General features: G+C 60.7%; 19 protein-coding genes. 5 read left to right on the top strand and 14 right to left on the bottom strand.

What is annotated here, in order from left to right; genetic code table 11:
• The 3 genes from AC11W3_RS13375 to AC11W3_RS13385 all read left to right on the top strand — a co-directional run.
• Nucleotides 1–1,083: Lhr family helicase (locus AC11W3_RS13375; RefSeq protein WP_484093150.1), on the top strand; the 1,083-nt coding region annotated here is incomplete at its 5' end.
• Between the two features lie 136 nt (nucleotides 1,084–1,219).
• Complete coding sequence (locus tag AC11W3_RS13380) at nucleotides 1,220–1,366, top strand: type II toxin-antitoxin system HicA family toxin (protein WP_484088514.1); 147 nt, start codon at nucleotides 1,220–1,222, stop codon at nucleotides 1,364–1,366.
• Nucleotides 1,367–1,370: 4 nt separating this feature from the next.
• Complete coding sequence (locus AC11W3_RS13385) at nucleotides 1,371–1,787, top strand: type II toxin-antitoxin system HicB family antitoxin (RefSeq protein ID WP_484088513.1); 417 nt, start codon at nucleotides 1,371–1,373, stop codon at nucleotides 1,785–1,787.
• A 78-nt stretch (nucleotides 1,788–1,865) separates the two neighbouring features.
• On the opposite strand, the gene AC11W3_RS13390 is transcribed toward AC11W3_RS13385, so the two are convergent.
• From AC11W3_RS13390 to AC11W3_RS13405, 4 genes are all read right to left on the bottom strand, one after another.
• A complete protein-coding gene (locus tag AC11W3_RS13390; RefSeq protein WP_484088512.1) occupies nucleotides 1,866–2,138 on the bottom strand; it encodes a hypothetical protein in 273 nt (90 codons plus the stop codon).
• A gap of 298 nt (nucleotides 2,139–2,436) precedes the next feature.
• Nucleotides 2,437–3,609, bottom strand: coding sequence for a cysteine desulfurase NifS (nifS, locus tag AC11W3_RS13395; protein WP_484088511.1), 1,173 nt, complete (start codon nucleotides 3,607–3,609; stop codon nucleotides 2,437–2,439).
• Complete coding sequence (gene nifU / locus AC11W3_RS13400; RefSeq protein ID WP_484088510.1) at nucleotides 3,606–4,472, bottom strand: Fe-S cluster assembly protein NifU; 867 nt, start codon at nucleotides 4,470–4,472, stop codon at nucleotides 3,606–3,608. The genes nifS and nifU overlap by 4 nt, the downstream gene beginning before the upstream one ends.
• Before the next feature lie 758 nt (nucleotides 4,473–5,230).
• Nucleotides 5,231–6,655 carry a phosphoglucomutase/phosphomannomutase family protein gene (locus AC11W3_RS13405; protein ID WP_484088509.1) on the bottom strand — a complete coding sequence of 475 codons (1,425 nt, stop codon included), beginning with the start codon at nucleotides 6,653–6,655 and terminating at the stop codon, nucleotides 5,231–5,233.
• Between the two features lie 254 nt (nucleotides 6,656–6,909).
• Here AC11W3_RS13405 and AC11W3_RS13410 point away from each other — a divergent pair, with 254 nt between their 5' ends.
• Nucleotides 6,910–7,206 carry a PxxKW family cysteine-rich protein gene (locus AC11W3_RS13410; protein WP_484088508.1) on the top strand — a complete coding sequence of 99 codons (297 nt, stop codon included), beginning with the start codon at nucleotides 6,910–6,912 and terminating at the stop codon, nucleotides 7,204–7,206.
• A gap of 296 nt (nucleotides 7,207–7,502) precedes the next feature.
• Nucleotides 7,503–7,955 carry an NUDIX domain-containing protein gene (locus AC11W3_RS13415; RefSeq protein ID WP_484088507.1) on the top strand — a complete coding sequence of 151 codons (453 nt, stop codon included), beginning with the start codon at nucleotides 7,503–7,505 and terminating at the stop codon, nucleotides 7,953–7,955.
• Here the strand turns inward: AC11W3_RS13415 and AC11W3_RS13420 are convergent.
• The 10 genes from AC11W3_RS13420 to aroB form a co-directional block, all read right to left on the bottom strand.
• Nucleotides 7,927–9,519 carry a diguanylate cyclase domain-containing protein gene (locus tag AC11W3_RS13420; RefSeq protein WP_484093151.1) on the bottom strand — a complete coding sequence of 531 codons (1,593 nt, stop codon included), beginning with the start codon at nucleotides 9,517–9,519 and terminating at the stop codon, nucleotides 7,927–7,929. The genes AC11W3_RS13415 and AC11W3_RS13420 overlap by 29 nt on opposite strands.
• Before the next feature lie 11 nt (nucleotides 9,520–9,530).
• Nucleotides 9,531–10,364 (bottom strand): menaquinone biosynthetic enzyme MqnA/MqnD family protein, encoded by an 834-nt coding sequence (locus AC11W3_RS13425; protein WP_484088505.1) that lies wholly within the window; start codon nucleotides 10,362–10,364, stop codon nucleotides 9,531–9,533.
• Between the two features lie 158 nt (nucleotides 10,365–10,522).
• Nucleotides 10,523–10,921 carry a glycine cleavage system protein GcvH gene (gene gcvH / locus AC11W3_RS13430; RefSeq protein WP_484088504.1) on the bottom strand — a complete coding sequence of 133 codons (399 nt, stop codon included), beginning with the start codon at nucleotides 10,919–10,921 and terminating at the stop codon, nucleotides 10,523–10,525.
• Between the two features lie 2 nt (nucleotides 10,922–10,923).
• The gene (gene accC, locus AC11W3_RS13435) at nucleotides 10,924–12,264 is read right to left on the bottom strand and encodes an acetyl-CoA carboxylase biotin carboxylase subunit (protein WP_484088503.1); all 1,341 of its coding nucleotides are present in this window, start codon (nucleotides 12,262–12,264) and stop codon (nucleotides 10,924–10,926) included.
• Between the two features lie 169 nt (nucleotides 12,265–12,433).
• Nucleotides 12,434–12,901: an acetyl-CoA carboxylase biotin carboxyl carrier protein gene (gene accB, locus AC11W3_RS13440; protein ID WP_484088502.1), complete on the bottom strand. Its 468-nt coding sequence runs from the start codon at nucleotides 12,899–12,901 to the stop codon at nucleotides 12,434–12,436.
• A 147-nt stretch (nucleotides 12,902–13,048) separates the two neighbouring features.
• Nucleotides 13,049–14,116 carry an aminopeptidase P family protein gene (locus tag AC11W3_RS13445; RefSeq protein WP_484093152.1) on the bottom strand — a complete coding sequence of 356 codons (1,068 nt, stop codon included), beginning with the start codon at nucleotides 14,114–14,116 and terminating at the stop codon, nucleotides 13,049–13,051.
• 20 nt (nucleotides 14,117–14,136) lie between these two features.
• Complete coding sequence (aroQ, locus tag AC11W3_RS13450) at nucleotides 14,137–14,583, bottom strand: type II 3-dehydroquinate dehydratase (protein WP_484088500.1); 447 nt, start codon at nucleotides 14,581–14,583, stop codon at nucleotides 14,137–14,139.
• Nucleotides 14,580–14,942, bottom strand: a complete 363-nt coding sequence (locus tag AC11W3_RS13455; RefSeq protein WP_484088499.1) for a roadblock/LC7 domain-containing protein — start codon at nucleotides 14,940–14,942, stop codon at nucleotides 14,580–14,582. The genes aroQ and AC11W3_RS13455 overlap by 4 nt, the downstream gene beginning before the upstream one ends.
• The gene (locus AC11W3_RS13460; protein WP_484088498.1) at nucleotides 14,932–16,020 is read right to left on the bottom strand and encodes a tetratricopeptide repeat protein; all 1,089 of its coding nucleotides are present in this window, start codon (nucleotides 16,018–16,020) and stop codon (nucleotides 14,932–14,934) included. Before AC11W3_RS13460 ends, AC11W3_RS13455 begins: the two co-directional genes overlap by 11 nt.
• A gap of 1 nt (nucleotide 16,021) precedes the next feature.
• Nucleotides 16,022–17,110, bottom strand: a complete 1,089-nt coding sequence (gene aroB / locus AC11W3_RS13465; protein WP_484088497.1) for a 3-dehydroquinate synthase — start codon at nucleotides 17,108–17,110, stop codon at nucleotides 16,022–16,024.
• Nucleotides 17,111–17,153 lie beyond the last annotated feature (43 nt).

The following is a 17,153-nucleotide window of genomic DNA, read 5'->3' on the forward strand; positions in this document are numbered from 1 at the left end:
CCGGCGCGCCTCCAGCCATACCTCAACCCGTGGCTTGACAGCCTGATGCAGAGCAGCGATCTCCTCTGGTTCGGCTGCGGCCAGAGGAAGGTCTCATTCGCCTTTCCCGAGGATCTCGATCTCTTCCTCAATCCGGACGAATCAGCCGACGATGCCGACGCAGAGATGATAGCTGCCCTGATCCCGGATCCGATCGGCCGCTACAGTGTGGCGGCTATAGGGCTACACTCGGCGCTTTCATCCGAGAAGGTGAAGGCGACACTATGGAAGCTGGCCTGGCGGAGCAAAGTCACCAATGACTCTTTCGTCGCGGTCCGGAAAGGGATACTCACCAGGTTCGCGGATAAGGAAGCCGAACCTAGAAGGGATCCGCGCCGCCAGCCGATGGCGACACGCTGGAACCGCGGCCAAGTCGGCGCCGGCAACTGGTATCTCCTTCCGCCCGTGCAGGCGGCGACGGAGGTACTGGAAAGGGAAGAACGGAACAAGGACAGGGTGCGGGTGCTGCTGGAGCGGTACGGAATTCTGTTCAAAGAACTGCTGACGAGGGAGCTCCCGCCCATGCAGTGGGCGCGGCTTTTCCGGACCCTGCGGATCATGGAGATGTCCGGGGAGGTCCTCTCCGGGAGCTTCTTCTCGGGGCTGCCGGGCCTGCAGTTCGTATCCCACGAGGCCTACCGGCTGTTGGAAAAGGGGCTCCCGGAGGAGATGCTTTACTGGGTCAATGCCACCGATCCCGCCTCCATGTGCGGCAGCGGTTTGGAGGGCCTGCGGGAGAGGCTCCCGGCGCGGCTCCCGTCCACCCATCTCGTCTATCACGGCATCCGCTTGGTGGTGGTTTCCAGAAGGTACGGAAAGGATTTGGAGATAAAAGCAGAGCCCGACGACCCCAGGCTCACTGACTATCTCTCGTTCTTCAAGGTGCTGCTGGGCAGGGATTTCAACCCCTTGAAGCGGATATCGGTAGAAAGGATCAATGGCGGGAACGCGACCTCTTCACAGTATCTGAAAGCGCTTAGGGAATTCGGCTTTGAGGAGTCCTACAGCGGACTGGAGTTGTGGAGGAGGTATCAGGGGGAGTAATGTGATGATTCTCTTCGATCAGCAGCTCTCGCTATGAGGGCTGCTTTTCTTTTATGCGGATTGACATACACCTTATATGTTGTATATGATCGTCCATGACGGGGAAACAGCTCCTAAAGCTCCTGGAAGAAGCAGGGTGCTGCAGGTTGACCGCATTTCCGGCAGCCACCACATCATGGTCAGGGAAGGTTGCCGCTCCATTCCTGTCCCGGTTCATGGCAAAGCCGACCTGCCGAAGGGTCTGGTCAACGCGATCCTCAAACAATCCCGACTAAAGGAATAAACGGATGCTTGCATATGCAGCTCGGATTAAAAAAGAGAGCGATGGGTATATCGTGACGTTTCCTGACCTGGACAACGTCGTCACCTATGGGACAACCGTTGACGAGGCCCTTGCCAATGCAGAAGAAGCCCTCAACGGGTGTCTCGAGTCTGACTTCGAAAGGAATTTCCGGATTCCCGAGCCGTCTCGTGTTTCAGGGAGAAGCGTGCATCGCATCCCGGTGGCACCGCATATTGCAGTGGCAATCATGCTTCGGGCACTGCGGGCGGACAGATCGCAAATGGAAGTCGCCAAAGAGCTGAACATTGCCTACCAGGTATACCAGCGGCTGGAAAATCCGAGAAAAGCCAATCCGACGATAAAGACCCTCGAAAAGATAGCCAGGGTTTTTGGCAGGCGTGTTGACTTGGGCTTCATTTGACACCCTACCCACGAAAGAAACTGAAAAGGCCACATCAAAGCGATGCGGCCTTTTGTCGTCCTGAAGGAATGAGCGCCCCTATTTGGCTGGAGGTGCCGGCGCCGTTTCTGTCGTAGTCGTAGTTGTCGTCTCTTTCTTCATTACCTTCTTTTCTGCTTTCTTGTGGTGTTTTTTCTTGGCGTGCTTTTTGTGCTTCGCGGGGGCCTTGGTCTCCGCCTTGGTTTCGCCTGCCGGAGCGGTCGCGCCAGGCTCGGTCGTGGTGGTGGTCGTTGTGGTCTCGGCGGCCGATACCAGGGCGGCGAAGGCGACGGCTACAAGGCTTGCGGTGATAATGGAAAGAACCTTTTTCATCGTTAACTCCTCCTTCATCAGTTGTTTTTTATTGCCTCACCCTCTTCATAGCATTCTGTGTACCAACTTCCAAATCCACTGCAAATCAGCCGGTTAAGCCCGATGGGAGATTCGAACCTCTTGGAAGGTACCTCAAATCCTCCAGCACCTGCCCTATTTGAGGTCTCTAATGCAACATCCGATATTCCACCACTGGTCAAAGGTCGAGAGGCAAGCCGAGTTCACAATTGGCACCACACAAGAAGGGGGTGAGCCGCCGGGCCCACCCCCTTCTGTTATGCCGTATTTACTACAATAACTACTGCTTGCCGAGGAACTCCCGACCGAAAGGGGACATCTCGCGCAGGCGGTGGATGATCGGGGGAAGTTCTTTGATGACGGTGTCGATCTCGGCATCGGTGGTGAAGCGCGAAAGCGAGAAGCGGATGGAGCCGTGGGCGCAGGTGAACGGCACCCCCATGGCGCGCAGAACGTGGGACGGCTCGAGCGATCCCGAGGTGCAGGCGCTGCCGGAGGAGGCGCAGATGCCATGCTCGGAGAGAAGGAGCAGGATGCCCTCGCCTTCCACGAACTCCATGGCGATCGAGAGGGTGTTGGGGAGCCTGTCGGCGCCGCCGCCGTTGATCCTGGTGTTGGGGATGAGCGAGGTCAGCTCCCTCTGCAGCCTGTCGCGCATCTCGCGCACGCGCCCGTTCTCGTCTCCCATGTGCTGCATGGCCAGCTCGCAGGCCTTGCCCATGGCTATGATCGATGCGGTGTTTTCAGTGCCGGCCCGGCGCCCGCGCTCCTGGTGGCCGCCGACCAGCAGCGGGCGGAACGGGGTGCCGCGCCTTACGTACAGGACGCCGACCCCTTTCGGTGCGTGCAGCTTGTGACCGGAGATGGAGAGCATGTCGATGGCGGATTCGGCCATGTTGAGGGGGATCTTCCCTACTGCCTGAACGGCGTCGGTGTGGAAGATAGCGCCCTTCGCCTTGACCATCGTGGCGGCTTCCTCGATCGGGAAGATGACGCCCGTTTCGTTGTTGGCGTACATGAGGGTGACCAGGGCGGTGTCATCATCCAGAAACCGCTCCAGCTCGGCCAGGTCGAGGCGCCCGTCGCCGTCCACGTTGAGCTCGGTTACCCTGTAGCCGCGCTTGGTCAGGTTGCGGCACTGGGTCAGCACCGCCGGATGCTCTACGCGGCTGGTGATGATGTGCCGCTTCTCGGGAAATACCTCGAGAGCCGACCGGATGGCTGCGTTGTCGCTTTCGGTGCCGCAGGCAGTAAAGACGATCTCGTCGGGATGAGCGCCAAGAAGGGCCGCCACCCGGTTGCGCGCCTCGTCGACCTTCTTCTGGACCTGCCCTCCAAAGAAATGCATGGAGCTCGGGTTACCATAGAGCTCACAGAAATAGGGGCGCATCTCCTCGAAAACCAGCTCATCGACCTTGGTGGTGGCGTTGTTGTCGAGATAGATCTCTTTCATCCCTGAACCTCCTGCACGTTGATATCCTCGGACACCATTTCGCGCAGCTTCTGCTCTACGAATTTGGCCGTATATCCGGAGGAGGCGCACCCGGCGCAGGCTTTGCGGAAGGCGACCTGGACGTTGGGGCCGTCGATATCGATCAGCTCCAGGTCCCCGCCGTCAGCCCAGAGCTGCGGACGGACTTCATTCTCCAGCACCTCCTGGATGAGCTGCATCTTCTTCAGGTTGGTGAGCTTCGCCGGTTTTTCCGTTGAGGCAACTTTCTTCTTCTCCTCGCCCATCACCTCGGCGATCAGTTCCTTGATCCTGGGAATGCAGCCGCCACAGGCTCCGCCGGCCTTGGTGAAGTGGGTAACCTGCTCGGCGGTGTGCAGCTTGTTGGAAGCGATCACCTTTTTGAGAAAGACGTCGGTAAGGCCGAAGCACTTGCAGACGATCTCCCCCTCCGCCTCCACATGATCGTGGCCGTGGCCGTGCTTGGGAGCCTCGACGCCGCGGTACTTGGCGATGGCAGCTTCAAGCGCTTCCTGCCCCATGACCGAGCAGTGCATCTTCTCTTCCGGAAGGCCGCCCAGAAAGTCGGCGATCTCCTGGTTGGTCACCTGCAGCGCCTCGTCGAGCGTCTTTCCCTTCACCATTTCCGTCAGCGCCGAGGACGAAGCGATGGCGCTGCCGCAGCCAAAGGTCTGGAACTTGGCGTCAACGATGCGTTCCTTCTTCTCATCCAGCTTTATGAAAAGCTTCAGTGCGTCGCCGCAGGCCAGGCTTCCGACCTCGCCTACCGCATCCGCATCCTGTATCTCGCCAACATTCCTCGGGTTGAGGAAATGATCTTTCACCTTATCTGTATAGTCCCACATAGACCCTCCTCGTAAGATAGTGCCGGTATCATAGCGCAAAGCTGGTAGAAAATGAACCCCAAAACTTCCCCATAATACAGCGCTGCGCTCAGGTATCGCTGCTTATTTGACCAAAGTCAATCCACGATGCAATTCGCGATCCGTTTTTCATCCTGGCTGGAGCGTCCGCAAGCCGGCTTGAGAGGGAGCAGGGAAGGGGCTGATTATAGGTAGGAAGTCGTTGCGAAAGCGTTGCCGAGCCGCGAGCAACCACAAAGGCAGGAAGAGGTCGGAGTGACTCATCCAGTTGCATCGTTGCCTCCCGGAGCGGCACACACCATGTTGCATCGCGCCTCGCGCAACGGCACCATCTTCAAGGATGCCAGTGATCCTGGCGCCCCCCCTTTGCAAAGGGGGGACAGGGGGGCAGCGGTGTCCGGTTAGCTTGCACCTGCCCATTTCTCCACTTTTCAAGCTCCCCCTCGCCCTCCGGGAGAGGGTCGGGGTGAGGGAAGCCCGTATCTCCGTGGCACTTACCCTTACCCCAGTTCTCTCCCATGGGGAGAGGGAGCAGTTTCGAAGGAAGATTGGGAAGGGAAAGAGATAAGGCAAAGACCTAACACGCGGCGGCAAAAAGGGCGGCCACATGTTTCGGCCGCCCTGGTCTTTAACAATAGGTGCTGCTCTTCTTGAATCGGGCTGTCCCGACCAGAAAAGGTTGCGGTTTCCCTCTGTGTCCCTTCTGAGCCCCCTCTGTGACGCTCTGTGGTAAAAAGGTTCTACCCTTTCCCGACGATGAACTCCCGCCCCGCCTGCACCAGTGCCTGCAGGCGATCCTCGCTCGAGGCTTCGGCGTAAAGCCTCACCACCGGCTCGGTCCCGGACTTGCGGAAGAGAAGCCAGCTGCCGTCTTCCAGGATGAACTTGTTGCCGTCAACGGTGATCCGCTCCTTCACCGACACTCCGGCAAAGCTCGTGGGGGTGGCGGCGATCCGCTCGGGGAACGCCGACTCGAGTTCCGGTGAGAGGGTGAGGTTCACGCGCCTGGTCAGGTAGCGACCGACCTGGCTGTACAGCCGCTCAAGCAACTCCTTCACGGACAGCCCTTCGTGCGCCACCATCTCGGCCACCAGCAGGCAGGCCAGGATGCCGTCCTTCTCGGGAACGTGCCCCTTGATGGTGAGCCCCGCGCTCTCCTCTCCGCCGATGATGATCTTGTCCTGCCCGATCAGTTCTCCGATGTATTTGAATCCGACCGGTGTCTCGTAGACCCTGATGTCGTGCTTCTTGGCAACGGCATCGATGAGGTGCGAGGTGGCGACGCTGCGCCCGACCCCGCCGGTCATCCCCTTGACCCTTACCAGGTAGTCCAGGAGCAGCGCTATTATATAATTGGGCTCGATGAAGCTGCCGTCGCGGTCGACGATGCCGAAGCGGTCGGCGTCACCGTCGGTGGCGATCCCCAGCTTGATCTCGGGGTCCTGCTGCACCAGCTTGATGAAATCCTGGATGTACTTCTCGGAAGGCTCCGGAGGAAATCCGCCGAAGTAGGGATCACGGTTGGCGTTCATCTGCACCACCTGCACCCCGTGGGCCTTCAGGGGCTCCGCCAGGTAGCCGCGGGCCGTGCCGTAAAGAGGATTGACGGCGATGGTGCCGACCTTGGCGATCTCCTTGAAATCGACCTTGTTCGCGAGGTCGTCCAGATAAGCCTGCATCGGATCGATCTCCTCCAATAGCCCCCTTTGCTTGGCCTCCTCGAGGGAGAGCTCCTTGTAGCAGACCTCTCCCGCCATCTCGTTGGCGCGCCGCTCGATGTCGCGGGTGGTCTCGGGGAGGGCGGGACCGCCCGAAGACGGGGACCACTTGATGCCGTTGTACTCGGGAGGATTGTGGCTGGCGGTGAAGTTGATGGCGCCGGCGGTGCCGCGGCGCAGGATCTCGAAGGAGATGACCGGAGTCGGGGTGTCCCGGACACAGAGGAAGGCCTTGATCCCCGCGCCGGTGAGGACCGCGACGGACTCGCGCGCGAATGCTTCGCCCATGAAGCGGGAGTCGTAGCCTACGATGATGCCCTTCTCCGACTCGCCGGAGGCCTTGACGTTGTCGGCGATGGCCTGGGTGACGACCTTGACGTTTTCGAAGATGAAATCCTCGCACATGATGCCGCGCCAGCCAGAGGTGCCGAAGGTAATACGCTGCATAAAAAAAGCCTCCCGGATTAGAAGATAACAAAGCCGCCCGCATGGCGGGTGGTAGGCGCCCCGATGGGCGCCTTCAGAACCGTTAAACCCGCACGCAGAGCAGCTTTGACGAGATTGGTAGAGATTAATCGATCTGGTTTCGGGAGTCAAGTACTATGCAAAAACTTGCAAAGTTTTAGAGTTGACATTATTCTTTCGAAATTGGTAGAGTAGCTTCTATCAACAATTTCGAAGGATTAGAGGAGGCTTCAAACATGCAATGTCAAACCGTACTTCCTGGTGCCGAATGTACTTTCGCAGGAAAACAGGGTTGCGTCTTTACGGAAGGATCTTGCCAGTTGATCGTGGAGAACTGCGAAGGATGTGAAAGGATTGTCGATTCGACCATCGGCAAGGTATGCGGCGCATACCCGGCACCCGAGAAGAAATGGACCGCCGGCCTTTGCAACTTCGCTACCCACGTCAAGGTCGAGATCAAGACCGACGACGCCAAGATCAACCCGCTCAAAGCCTCCAAAAAAGCTGCAGGCTCCAAGAGCAAGAAGAAGTAACCCGTCGACTGAAGCGGCAACGCTTGAGAAGGAGGACCCACCGGTCCTCCTTTTTTTTTGCCCGATCCCCTCATCCTCGTATACCCGGTTGAACCGCCATCACATCGATGTTATCTTTGTCCCGCCGGCTCTTCCATCCCCGCTCTCGCCGACACCAGGCAGGAAGTTCCCGCCCCGCAGGGGGTGGCCCGGGAGGGGGATCCCTCAGCAGGCTGCCTCAATTCGCCCCCCGTCCCGGAGTCATGTACCGTAGCCGTCCCGGCTGTCATGTACTGTAATGATACAAGGAGTGTCCCATGCCTTTCGATTACCTCGCCTGCCCCAAGTGCGGTGAAAAGGTCAGAGCCTACCGCAACCCCATCCCCACCGTGGACGTCATCATCGAACTCCCCGAAGGGATCGTGCTGATCGAGCGCAAGAACGAGCCCTTCGGCTGGGCCATTCCGGGGGGCTTCGTCGACTACGGCGAGTCGCTGGAAACGGCCGCCCATCGGGAGAGCCTGGAAGAGACGGGGCTTGAGGTCAGCGACCTGCGCCTCCTCGGCTGCTACTCCGACCCTGCCCGCGACAAGCGCAGCCATAACATCTCCACCGTCTATGTCGCCACCGCTTCCGGGACGCCGAAGGCCGGGGACGATGCGGCCGGAGTGGCTGTCTTCCCGATCGACGCCCTGCCGCAGCCGCTTTGCTTCGACCACGGCCAGATACTCTCCGACTATCTCAGGAAGAAGCGGGAAGGGGCGATCTAGCCCCCCTCTTCCCGTCGCGGTGTATCCTGTAACACCCCCGCCCGTCTTCCTTGGCCCAGTACAGGGCCAGGTCCGCCTTTTCCACCAGCTCATCGAGCTCGCCGCCGTCTTCCGGGAACATGCTGATGCCGATGCTCGAGGTCATCCGCAGTTCCCGGGAATCGATGTGGTAGGGCGCGCTGAGGGCCCTCTCTATCTTCTGGGCCACCTTCTCCGCACCCGAAACGTCTTTCAGGTTCCCGAGGACGATCACGAACTCGTCTCCCCCGAACCTGGCCACGGTGTCGGTTTCCCGCACCGACGCCGTCAACCGGCGCGCCACCTCCTGCAGAAGCTTGTCCCCGAAGGCGTGCCCAAGGGTATCGTTCACGTTCTTGAAGCGGTCCAGGTCCAGGTAGAGCACGGCCAGCTGCCGCCGCATCCGGAGCATCATCCCCCGCAGCTGCTGCAGGCGATCCATGAAGAGCTGCCGGTTGGGGAGATTGGTCAGCACGTCATGATGCGCCATCCGGTAAAGCTCCTGGTCCGCCCTCTTCTTGAGCGTCACGTCGCGGGAGATCGCCCACACGGCATCGGGCGTGTGGTTCCGGAGGCTGCAGGAGAGGTACCCCTCCACGTTGATGACCCGTCCATCCCGCGACAGATAGAGCGCATCGATATTGCCACTCTCCCCCGCCCCGAGGACCTTGCGGAAATCTTGGCCGAAGCTCGAACGGCAGTCCTCGTGCAGGACATCGAAGAGGTTGAGCCCGCCGAGTTCCCGCTTTTCGTATCCCATCACCTTCAGCCAGGCACGGTTGGCGTAAATGAAGCTGCCGTCGGGCCTGTTCAACTGGATGAGATCATCGGCGTGCTCCAGGAAGGCGAAGAGGCGCTGCCTGCTCTCCTTCAACTGCAGGGTCTCACCTCTCGACACCGACATGATGCTGAAGCCGATGGCGGAAACCGTGGCGTTCAGGATCACCACCCACAGCCAGTGCAGCACCAGGAACATGGGGTCGTTGCTCGTCACCGGGTCCACGAAGGGCATGGCCACCGGGGCGATTACCGCGCCGTGCTGGCAGGCAAGTAAGACGCCATAGAGGAGCCCGCCGGCACACCAGGCGGCAATGACCTCCGTCCGGCGCTTGAGGAGGTAGACCGCCTCCATGGCCACGACCAGGTAGAGGGTCCAGACCCAGCTCTCGGCGCCGCCGCTGAAATGGATCAGCACCGTCACCAGGAGCTGGTCGAGGAAGACCTGCAGGTGGTTGGCGTATCTGAAGCGCGAGAGGCGGCTGGAGGGGTCCTGGTAGGCGAGATTGTAGGCAATGACCGCACAGAGGCTGAGGAAGAGGAAGGAGGTCTGCCTTTCGGTGAGGAAGAAGCCGAAGCGGCTCAGGGAGTAGCAGATGCCGGCGTAGATGGCGTAGAGAAAAAGGATGAAGACGATGAACCACCGTGCGCGCACCAGGTGCGCCACCTCGGGCGATCGGGCGTGTCCCGCCACGACCTCCAGGTTGCCGGCGAAGTCGGGGGGAAAGCCGTCGCCGCGGTCGAAATCTACCTCATGCTCTCTGGCCATCGGGCTCTCATTCAGGCGGCCTCCTCATCGAGGAAGCGGATCACAGGGAGGCTCGGGATGAGCCCCATTTCATAGGCGTGCCTGAAGAAGCAGCGGGCGCCTTCAAGGTGGGCCGGGGTCAGTTCATAGGAGATGGTGCGCCAGTAATCGACCAGTTGGTCCACGCCCAGCCACTCGCGCTCCATCGAGCTCTCCGCGATCTGGCGATAGCTCCGGTAGGCGAGCTCCTTGGCGGCGATCAGGTCCCGGCAAAGCGCCGAGAGCTCGGCGAACTTCTCCCTGGCCGCCTCCCGCCTCACGATCCAGAGGGCGAAGACGAAGGGAAGCCCGGTGAAGTCATGCCAGAGTTCCCCGAGATCGTAGACGTGACAGGAGCCCGGCGCCGCAGCCCCCTTGAGGGCGGCATCGCCGATCAGCAGGAGTCCGGGGTAACGCGTCAGGGCCTCCGCGAGCGGGAGCGAGGTTCTCTCGAAGCTGTTGTCATACCCGTATTTCCTCGCCAGGAGCACCTTGAGGAGATTGACCGAGGTGTCTGATTCGGCGGTCAGCCCGATGGCGCAGCCGTCCAGCTCCTCGACCGGGACCCTGGAGAAGAGGAAGACGCTCTTGACCGGGCCGATGGCGCTGATGGAGAGCTCGGGCAGCAGGCAGTACTGCTCGTGCGCCTGCGCGTATTCGATCGACGAGGAGGGACTGAGATCGATGGCGCCGGACCTGAGCATGGCGTTTAGCCGCGCGGGAACTCCGTCCACGAAGCGATAGCCGGTGCAGTCGAAATTGGCGGCGAGTGCGGTGAAGATGGGGGTGCAGTTGGCGTACTGTATGTGTCCGATGCTGATTGTCACTTAAGATCCTGATTCATGGTGCTATTTGTGGAGCACAGACTATAACAAGAGCGCCGCAAGATCAAGGTTAAACTGGCCGAAGCCGTGACCGAAGCTGCAATGGAAAAGGGCGAGAAAGTATCTCGCCCTTTTCAGTGACAGTATCAATGGTTGCTATTTCAGTCCTCATCCTCGTCAGCGACGGAAACATACTCTTCGTAATCCTCGGAGGACATGAGCAGGTTGGCCTCCTCGTGGTCGCTGACCTCGATGAGCACCAGCCATCCCGCGTCGTACGGATCGTCGTTGATGAACTCCGGGGTGTTCCCGAGTTCCGAGTTCACCTCCAGCACCGTGCCCGAGATCGGCGCATAGAGCTCCGCCACGGTCTTCCTGGCTTCGATGGAGCCGAAGGAATCCTCCTGCTCCAGATCGTCGCCCGGCTCGGGGAGCTCGACCGAGGTGATGGTCCCGAGCTCGGTCTGGGCGTAGTCGGTGATGCCGATGACGGCACGGTCCCCTTCGAGGCGGACCCAGACATGTTCCTTGCTGTACTTGAGTTCTTCTGGGAAGTCCATAGCTACTCCATTACCAGCCTTTCGATGAAGCCGGTGTCTATGTTCCCTTCGATGAAGTCCTTGTTGGCCATGATCCTCTTGTGGAAGGGGATTGTCGTCTTGATACCTTCAACGATGTACTCGTCCAGCGCCCGCGCCATGCGTCTGATGGCCTCTTCCCTGGTGTCGGCATGGACGATCAGCTTGGCGATCAGGGAGTCGTAGTGCGGGAGGACCGTGTAGTTCGTGTAGACGAAGGAGTCGACCCTGACACCGAGACCGCCGGGGGTGTGGTAGTCGGTGATCTTGCCCGGAGACGGGGTGAACTTTATCGAGTCCTCGGCGTTGATGCGGCACTCGATGGCGTGCCCCCTGATCTGGATGTCTTCCTGCTTGTAGCGCAGCGGCAGCCCGAAGGCGGAGCGGATCTGCTCCTTGACCACGTCCACGCCGGTCACCATCTCGGTCACCGGGTGCTCGACCTGCACGCGGGTGTTCATCTCCATGAAGAAGAAGTTGTTGTTCTTGTCGACCAGGAACTCCATGGTCCCGACGCTCGAGTAGTTGACCGCCTTGGCCGCCGCGACCGCCGCCTCGCCCATGCGGGCGCGAAGTTCCGGGGTGGTGACGGTGGAGGGTGCCTCCTCGATGACCTTCTGGTGACGGCGCTGGATCGAGCAGTCACGCTCGCCCAGGTGCACCACGTTGCCGTGCTTGTCGGCCAGGATCTGGATCTCGACGTGGCGCGGCGACTCGCAGTAGCGCTCGATGTAGACCTCGGGGTTGCCGAAGCCGGACTGGGCCTCGGCCCTGGCGGTAGCGAAGGCGTTGGGGAGCGCTGCCGGGGAGTGGACGATCTTCATGCCGCGCCCGCCGCCGCCGGCGGTAGCCTTGATGATGACCGGGAACCCGATCTTCTTGGCGACCTTGATGGCCTCATCGACGTCGTGGACACCTTCCTTGGTGCCGGGGAGGATGGGCACGCCGACCTTGATGACGGCCTGGCGGGCGCTGATCTTGTCACCCATGATGCGCATGCTCTCGGCGGAGGGGCCGATGAAGGTGATGCCGCATTTCTCGCAGACGTCGGCGAAGTGGGCGTTCTCGGAGAGGAAGCCGTAACCGGGGTGGATGGCCTCCGCGTCGGTCAGTTCCGCGGCCGAGATGATGGCGTTGATGTTGAGGTAGCTGGAGAGGCTGGGAGCCGGGCCGATGCAGACGCTCTCGTCGGCGAGCTTCACGTGGAGCGATTCACTGTCGGCAGTCGAGTAGACGGCGACCGTCTTGATCCCCATCTCCTTGCAGGCCCTGATGATCCTCAGGGCGATCTCCCCCCTGTTGGCGATAAGCACTTTATGGAACATATAGAATCTCCTGGGCGAAGGGCTAAGGGCTTGAGGCTAAAGGAAAAATCTTAAGCCAGGCCCGAGCCCGTAGCCCGCAGTTGCCGGCTGGTAAGGATGATGCGTAAAGGGCTAAAGGGAAGAAGGAATACTCCTTTAGCCTTTAGCCCTTAGCCTTTAGCCCGATTTTTTACATCTTCTCCACGATGAAGAGTTGGTCACCGTACTCGACCGGCTGTGCATTCTCCTTGACGATACGGACGATCTTGCAACGGAACTCGGCCTCGATCTCGTTCATGAGCTTCATGGCCTCGACGATGCAGAGGGTCTCGCCCTTCTCGACGATCTGCCCTACTTCGACGTAGGGGGGAGCATCGGGGGCCGGAGCGCGGTAGAAGGTACCAACGATGGGTGAGGTGATGGAGTCGCCTTCCTCTACGGCTGCAGCCGGGGCTGCGGCTGCCGGGGCGGCCTGTGCGGCGGCAGGAGCCATGGGCGCTACCTGGTACGGAATCGACTGCGGCATCTGGAACTGCGGAGCCACGACAGAGCAGCCCCTTTTAATGACAATCTTGTCGTCAGCATTCTCGAGTTCGAACTCGGTGATGTCGGTTTCGGTTACCATCTTTATCAGCGTCTTCAGATCTTTTATATCCACATCTTTCTCCTTTTTCATTACAGGGTAATTGCAGTACTGCGCTGGTGAAGCAACTTCCTTATACGTAAATGTCACCGTCCGCGCCCGTCTTCGGTGTGACTTCTGCGGCATCGGAGGTGATCTTGTTGTTTAAGGGGGGACTCAAAATCACAGTATCATCAGCTTCTTGGGGACCTTGGTGATCCGGCGGCAGCGGTCGCCTTCCATGACCACGGTGTCCTCGATCCTGACCCCGCCCCAGCCGGGAATGTAGATGCCTGGCTCCACGGTGAAGACCATCCCCTCTTCTACGATATGGGTGCTCCTGGGCGAAACCGCCGGGTGCTCGTGGATGTCGATGCCGACCCCGTGGCCCAGGCCGTGCCCGAAGTACTGCCCGTACCCCTTGGAGACGATGTAATCGCGGGCCTTCGCATCGAGCTCCTTGAAGCTCATTCCCGGCCGCGCCGCCTCGATGGCCAACTCCTGCGCCACCCGCACCGTCTCGTAGACCTCGCGCTGGCGGCCCTCAGGCTGCCCCAGCGAAACTGTCACCGTCTCGTCCGAGCAGTAACCGCGGTAGAGTGCGCCGTAATCGAGTGTTACCAGTTCACCCGCGGCCATGATCTTGTCGGAGGCCTTCCCATGGGGCAAGGCGCCGCGCTCGCCGGAGGCGACGATGAAGTCGAAGGATTTCCCCTCCGCCCCCTTCCGCCTCATGGCCACTTCCAGCGCCCAGGCCACCTCGCTCTCCACAGCGCCCGGCTTCACTTCTGCAAGGATCTCCAGCAGCGATTCCGAGGCGATGGTCGCCACACGCTCGAGCAGTTCAAGCTCGGTGGCATCCTTCACTGTCCTCAGCGACACCATCTCGGCGTCGGCCGGTACAAACTCTATTGCGGGCAGCTTCCTGCAGAGTTCCTGGTAGGTCTGGACGGTGGTGTGGGCGGCTTCGTAGGCCACTTTCGCGGCGCCAGCCTCCTGAAGGACCTGGGCCAGCGACTCCAGCCTGACCGAGAACTCGACAACTCTGGCGCCCGAGACCTCGGCATTCGCCTGGTAGGTGTAACGGGAATCGGTTAGGAACCAGCCATCTTCCGGGGAGATCACGAGGAGAGCCTCGCTGCCGGTGAAGCCGGTTAGATATCTGATATTGCTTAGGTTAGTGACCAGCAACAGGTCGGCTTGGACCCGCTGCAGGCACCCTCTGGCCGCGGAGATTCTGTTGTTTAACATAATAACCTCCGTATGACAATCTATTTTTCCAGGCGGTTAACCAGGGCCCGAAGGCCTAAAAGATAGCTGTCAGGGCCGAATCCGGAGATCTGTCCGACGGCTACCGGGGCCACGTAACTGTGCGCCCGGAAGGCCTCCCTGGAGTGGATGTTGGAGAGATGAACCTCGACGGCGGGAAGGGCCGTCCCCGCGATGGCGTCGCGGATGGCCACACTGGTATGGGTATAGGCTGCGGGGTTGATCAGGATGGCGTCGCAGTCCTCCATCGCCCCCTGGATGGCATCGACCAGGGACCCTTCGGAATTGGACTGCAGCACTTTGAGTTCCACCCCCAGCTCGGCGGCCAGCTCCGTCAGGGAGTTGTTGATGCCGTCAAGGGTGGTGGTGCCGTAGACGCCCGGTTCCCGACGCCCCAGCAGGTTCAGGTTCGGTCCGTGCAGCACCAGGATTTTCCGCCCCAGGCTCATTGCAGGGCCTCCTTGAGCCGTGCCGACTCACGCTTCAAAAGGTACCGGGCCTTGCCGAAATTACCATCGGGGGCGATGACCAGGGCCGCGAAGAAGTCCTCGGTTAACCCGCGCACCACCACGGTGCAGCGGTCGGCAACGATGGAGACCTCCTCCAGTTCGCCCGTCTTCAGCACACCGATCGTCCTCTTGATCTCCTTCAGCACGGAAGCGTATTCGATCGCCATGATCGGCACATCGATCCCGCCGGTTTCACCGAGGTACTCGTCGATGGCAATGCCGTCGTACCCCATGATGATGCAGCCCAAGCCTCCGACGGTTTCCTCTACAATGCACTTCAGTATGGCCTTAAACCCCATCTCTTCTTCTCCTTATATTCTCCAGCCAGCGGCTTAGCTCCTCTTCCACATTCAACTGGCCCGAAGGCGCCTCTGCTTGCGGGGCGGGCGCCTCGGCTTGCGCAGCCACGGCGGCCGGAGCCGCCTCCTGCAGGGCCTTCACTTCCGCCACCTTCAGCCGGTAGGCCCCGTTGGTCGGGTCGGCTGCCGACAGTTCCTGGTAGATGGACAGGGCCCGCTCGACGAATCCCTGGGAAAGGTAGAGTTCAGCCATCGTCGCCGTGGTTAGGGGATCCTTCCCCGGCCTCGGCTGGCCCGCGGGCTCGGCGGCTGCGGGGAAAGGTTCCGCCGTCTCCTCGGCCTCTTCGAAGGCCATCTCATCACTCTCTTCAAACGCCAGCGGCTCCTCGAAGGCGAGTTCATCGGCATCCCCAAAGCCTGAGACGGTTCCGGATTCCTCGGGGGTCCCGATAGCCCAGAAATCGGCCGAAGACTCCAGACCCTCGATCGCCGGTTCCTCCTGCGGGCCGCTCAGATCCCACCGATCCTCCGCCGGCGCCGCTTTTTCCGGGAAAGCGGCCCCGAGATCTGTGAGCTCGTCAGCTTCCTCAAACTCTTCTATGACCTCCAGCTCCTCTAAAACCTCCACGTCCTCCAGCACCTCTTCCTCGGGCCGGGTCATGGTGCCGGCTATGGAACGAAGGAGCAGGGTCGTCTCCGTGTCTTCGGGGTTTTCCCGCAGCACCCGCCCCAGTACCTGCTCGGCCAGGTCCATCCGCCCCTCCTCTACATAAACCTGCCCCAGGAGCTTCAAGGCCTCGATGTGATCGGGCTTTAGGGCCACCGCGCGCTCCAGCGCTTTCCTGGCCTCGGCCTTCTGTCCCTTGGCGTTGTAGGCTGCGCCCAGGGCGAAGAAGCCCCCGGGATAGTCGGGGTGCAGGCCGCAGCCCTTGGCGGCGACAGAGACGGCGTCATCGAGCAGGCCCAGTTTCCGGTACAGTTCGGATAGCGGGACGAAGCAGTAGGAGCGGGGGTCGGCGGCGAGCATGTCCTCGAAACGCTGGATCTCCGTCCAAAACGAAATGGCATCCTCTATCATGTCACTCTCCTATGCCGCAGATCTCCAGAAGCGCAGTCAGGTCCTTCATCCGTTCCATGCGGAAGTTGCCGAGGCCTAGGTTGCAGATGAACAAAAGCCCGCTGTCGCGCACCTTCTTGTCGTGGGACAGAACTTCCGCGTAGGCCTGGGCGGGGAAAGGAGGGAGCTCGCCGGGGAGGCCCAGCAGATTGATGAGTCCCTCGATCCGGTCCCGCTCGCCCTGGCTGCAGAAGCCGTAGTGCTGGGAGATTTTGGCCGCCTGGACCATGCCGATGGCCACCGCCTCGCCGTGAAGGTACTCGGTGTAGCCGGTGAGGGTCTCGACCGCATGCCCGAGGGTGTGGCCGTAGTTCAGCACCGCGCGCAGCCCCCCTTCCCTCTCGTCCTCTTCGACCACCCGCCCCTTGATGGCACAGGAGCGCCCGACGGCATGGATCAGGGACCCCTTGTCCCTCGCCAGCAGCAGCGAGGCCTTCTCCTCGAGGAAGGTGAAGAAGTCCGGATCGAGGACCGCGCCGTACTTCACGATCTCGCCCAGGCCGCTGCGGAACTCACGGTCCGGGAGGGTATCGAGAGTGGTCACGTCGATCAGGACCGCGCGAGGCTGGTAGAAGGCCCCGATCATGTTCTTTCCCTTGGGATGGTTGATGCCGGTCTTGCCGCCGACGCTGGAGTCGACCTGGGACAGGAGGGTGGTAGGCACCTGGATAAAAGGGATACCGCGCAGGTAGCTGGCTGCGGCGAAACCGGCCATGTCGCCGATAACGCCGCCTCCGAGGGCGATGATGAAGGAGCCTCGGTCGAGGGCGGCATCGACCAGGCCGTCGTAGATCTGATTCAGGGTGGCGCTGTTCTTGTAGGCTTCCCCGTCGGGCAGGGAGATCAGGACCGGGCGGTAGCCAGCTTCTTCCAGGGAGGCACGTACGGTATCGTAGTAGAGAGGGGCGACGGTGGTATTGGAGACAACAGCTGCCGTCCCGGAAAGGCCGACTTCGCGGCAGAGGGACCCGATGGTGTCGAGAATGCCGGCGCCCAGCCTGATGTCGTAACTGCGGTCACCTAGGGAAATCCTGATATTTTCAACTGTCACAGCAACCTCTTAAGAATCAAAATCTCACTACGCAAAACCTTAA

The sequence above is a fragment of the Geomonas sp. genome (assembly GCF_056994735.1).